4 protein-coding genes and 1 pseudogene are annotated in these 3,563 nt (G+C 65.2%); 4 read left to right on the plus strand and 1 reads right to left on the minus strand.

Features of this window, described 5'->3' with window-relative positions; translation table 11 throughout:
* Nucleotides 1-473: pseudogene (hrcA, locus tag EN994_RS22760) on the minus strand (heat-inducible transcriptional repressor HrcA); the annotation flags it as partial.
* Nucleotides 474-630: 157 nt separating this feature from the next.
* On the opposite strand from hrcA, the gene rph reads away from it, so the two are divergent.
* The 4 genes from rph to hemW form a co-directional block, all read left to right on the plus strand.
* Nucleotides 631-1,347, plus strand: coding sequence for a ribonuclease PH (gene rph, locus EN994_RS22765; protein WP_013528632.1), 717 nt, complete (start codon nucleotides 631-633; stop codon nucleotides 1,345-1,347).
* 183 nt (nucleotides 1,348-1,530) lie between these two features.
* Complete coding sequence (locus EN994_RS22775) at nucleotides 1,531-1,941, plus strand: VOC family protein (protein WP_063169655.1); 411 nt, start codon at nucleotides 1,531-1,533, stop codon at nucleotides 1,939-1,941.
* Nucleotides 1,941-2,588 carry an RdgB/HAM1 family non-canonical purine NTP pyrophosphatase gene (gene rdgB / locus EN994_RS22780; RefSeq protein WP_063169656.1) on the plus strand — a complete coding sequence of 216 codons (648 nt, stop codon included), beginning with the start codon at nucleotides 1,941-1,943 and terminating at the stop codon, nucleotides 2,586-2,588. The genes EN994_RS22775 and rdgB overlap by 1 nt, the downstream gene beginning before the upstream one ends.
* Nucleotides 2,585-3,563 (plus strand): radical SAM family heme chaperone HemW (hemW, locus tag EN994_RS22785; protein WP_127307823.1); only part of this gene is annotated, 979 nt, incomplete at its 3' end. The genes rdgB and hemW, both read left to right, overlap by 4 nt.

The following is a 3,563-nucleotide window of genomic DNA, read 5'->3' on the forward strand; positions in this document are numbered from 1 at the left end:
ATGTGCTTCAGCGCCACCTCGTTTTTGGCGGCCAGCACCAGGCCGGCGCCGCGCGACATGCCCGACAGCATCTGGCTGGCCTCGGTCAGCATGTGCTCCAGCGTCGCACCGGAGCCGGACGCCCGCACCTGTGCCTCGATGGCGCGGCGCTCCTCGTCGGAAAGGTCGCCAAGCTCCATGAAGGCATCGACGAAGAAACGCAGGCCGGCCTGCGTCGGCAGCCGGCCGGCCGAAATGTGCGGCGCGTAGATCAGGCCGAGATGCTCGAGGTCGCTCATCACGTTGCGGATGGTCGCCGGCGACAGTGAGGACGGCAGGATACGCGACAGGCTGCGCGATCCCACCGGTTCACCGTCCCTGAGATAGGAATCGACGATGCGCCGGAAGATGTCGCGGGAACGCATGTCGAGCGCCTGGAATACTGGCGACTGAAGCGCGGGCGACTGCGAACTCGGATCGACTGCCTTGGTCATACGGCCAAAAACCTCCGGCCCAAGGATATAGACTTACACTGCACCCGCGCAACCCGGTGTCTGTGTCCGATCGTCAGCCCATTTTCCTTTGCGCCACGCGTCCCATGCGGTTACAAGCCGGCCAAGATTCCGAAAAATGACAAGAAAGCAGCCCTGAATGCGCCCTTCCAAACGCCAATTCGACGAAATGCGTGCCATCTCCTTCGAGCGTGGCGTCTCCAAGCATGCCGAAGGCTCATGCCTGGTGAAGTTCGGCGACACGCATGTCCTGTGCACGGCCAGCCTCGAGGAAAAAGTGCCGGGTTGGATGCGCAACTCCGGCAAGGGCTGGGTGACGGCGGAATACGGCATGCTGCCGCGCTCGACCGGCGAGCGCATGCGCCGTGAGGCTTCGGCCGGCAAGCAGGGCGGCCGCACGCTGGAAATCCAGCGGCTGATCGGCCGCTCCTTGCGCGCCGTGGTCGATTTGCAGGCGCTGGGCGAACAGCAGATCACCGTCGACTGCGACGTCATCCAGGCCGATGGCGGCACCCGCACCGCATCGATCACCGGCGGCTGGGTGGCGCTGTATGACTGCCTGCGCTGGATGGAAGCGCGCCAGATGGCCAGCGTCGCCAAGGTGCTGAAGGACCATGTCGCGGCGATCTCCTGCGGCATCCATGACGGCCAGCCGGTCATCGACCTCGACTATATCGAGGATTCCGCGGCCGGCACCGACGCCAATTTCGTCATGACAGGCAAGGGTGGCATCGTCGAGATCCAGGGCACCGCCGAGGGCGAGCCTTTCTCCGAGGAGCAGTTCGCGGACCTGATGGGCCTGGCCAAGAAAGGCATCCAGCGCCTGGTGAGTTTGCAGCAGATGGCAGTGGCTTAGTTTTTAGATGTCGAGCCTGAGCGCCCCCCTCTGGCCTGCCGGCCATCTCCCCCTCAAGTGGGGAGATCGGATGTCATCTAGGGCTTCGCCAATCTCCGGCGTTGTAGGGCGCGCGACAATGCAGAAGCTGCCAATCTCCCCACCTGAGGGGGAGATGGCCGGCAGGCCAGAGGGGGGCGCCTCGTGACACCCTCCACGATCCTGGAATCGGCCCTCTACGTCACAGACCTGCCCGCCGCCGAAACCTTCTACACCGACATCCTCGGCCTCAATCTCCTCGGCAAGGTCGACGGCCGCCACCTCTTCTTCCGCTGCGGCCCCGGCGTGCTGCTCGTCTTCAACGCCGAGGCAACCAAAATCCCGCCGGCGCCCGACGCGAGGCTGCCGGTGCCACCGCACGGCGCGGTCGGCCAAGGTCATCTCTGCTTTACGGCGACCGACGATGAAATCGCCGGCTGGAAAGCCCATCTGGAGGCAAAGAAGATCGCCATCGAGAGCGAATTCGAGTGGCCGCAGGGCGGCCGTTCGATCTATATACGCGACCCCTCGGGCAACTCGATCGAATTTGCCGAGCCAAGAATCTGGGGCCTTTGATGCATTCTCTCGATGGCAAGAAGATCGTCGTCGCCACCCATAATGAGGGCAAGCTGCGCGAATTCGCCGACCTGATGGGACCGTTCGGCTTCGAAGCGAAGTCGGCCAGGGAGTATGGCCTGCCGGAGCCGGACGAGACCGGCACCACCTTCGAGGAGAACGCCTACATCAAGGCGCTCGCCGCCGCCAAGGCGACCGGCCTGCCGGCGTTGTCGGACGATTCCGGCCTGTGCGTCGACGCGCTTGACGGCGCGCCCGGCGTCTACACCGCCAACTGGGCCGAAACCCCGGACGGTTCGCGTGACTTCGGCATGGCCATGCAACGCACCGAAGTGGCGCTGCAGGAGGTCGGCGCCGCCTTGCCGGAGCAGCGCAAGGGACGCTTTGTCGCCGTCATCTGCCTGGCGTTTCCCGACGGCGAGGCCGAATATTATCGCGGCGAGGCCGAGGGCACGCTGGTCTGGCCACCGCGCGGCGAGCTCGGCTTCGGCTATGATCCTGTGTTCCTGCCCGAGGGCTTCGAAAAAACCTTCGGCGAAATGAGCGCCGAGGAAAAGCATGGCTGGAAGCCCGGCCAGGCCACGGCGCTGTCGCACCGCGCCCGTGCCTTCCAGAAATTCGCCAAAGCGAGATTGGGCTCGGCATGAGCATGCTGCTCGACCGGACGCCCGGCTTCGGCGTCTATGTCCACTGGCCGTTCTGCGCGGCCAAATGCCCCTATTGCGACTTCAACAGCCATGTTCGCCACCAGCCGGTCGACCAGGAGCGCTTTGCCGCCGCCTTCGAGGCCGAACTGGCGACGATGCGCGAGCGCACCGGGCCGCGCGAGGTGACCAGCGTTTTTCTAGGCGGCGGCACGCCCTCGCTGATGAAGCCGGAAACCGTGGCCAGGGTTCTGGACGCCGTGGCGAAGAACTGGACTGTGCCTGCCGGCATCGAGGTGACGCTGGAGGCCAATCCGTCCTCGGTCGAGGCCGAGCGCTTTCGCGGCTATCGGGCGGCTGGGGTCAATCGCGTGTCGCTCGGCGTGCAGGCGCTGAACGACAAGGATTTGCGCTTCCTCGGCCGGCTGCACAATGTCGAAGAGGCCCTGCACGCCATCGGCCTCGCGCGGGAAATATTCCCAAGGCTGTCCTTCGACCTGATCTACGCCCGCCCCGGCCAGACGCCGGAGGCTTGGGCATCGGAGCTGGAACAGGCGATCGGCCATGCCGCCGACCATCTGTCGCTCTACCAGCTGACCATCGAGGAAGGCACGCCCTTTCACGCGCTGCATGCGGCAAAGAAATTCATCATTCCCGACAACGACCATGCCGCCGACCTCTATGCACTGACGCAGGAGATCACCAAGGCGCACGGCCTGCCGGCCTACGAGATTTCCAACCACGCCAGGCCTGGCGCCGAGAGCCGGCACAACCTGACCTACTGGCGCTATGGCGAATATGTCGGCGTCGGGCCGGGCGCGCATGGCCGCTTCGTCGAGAACGGCCGGCGCACGGTGACAATCGCCGAGCGGATGCCGGAAACCTGGGCCAATCTGGTCGAGGCCAAGGGCCATGGCGTCACCGGCGGCGAGATCCTGACGCGCTCGGAAGAGGCCGACGAATTCCTGCTGATGGGCC

Origin of the sequence: Mesorhizobium sp. M7A.F.Ca.CA.002.09.1.1, from assembly GCF_003998555.1 — a bacterium.
In the GTDB taxonomy this organism is placed as follows: domain Bacteria; phylum Pseudomonadota; class Alphaproteobacteria; order Rhizobiales; family Rhizobiaceae; genus Mesorhizobium; species Mesorhizobium ciceri.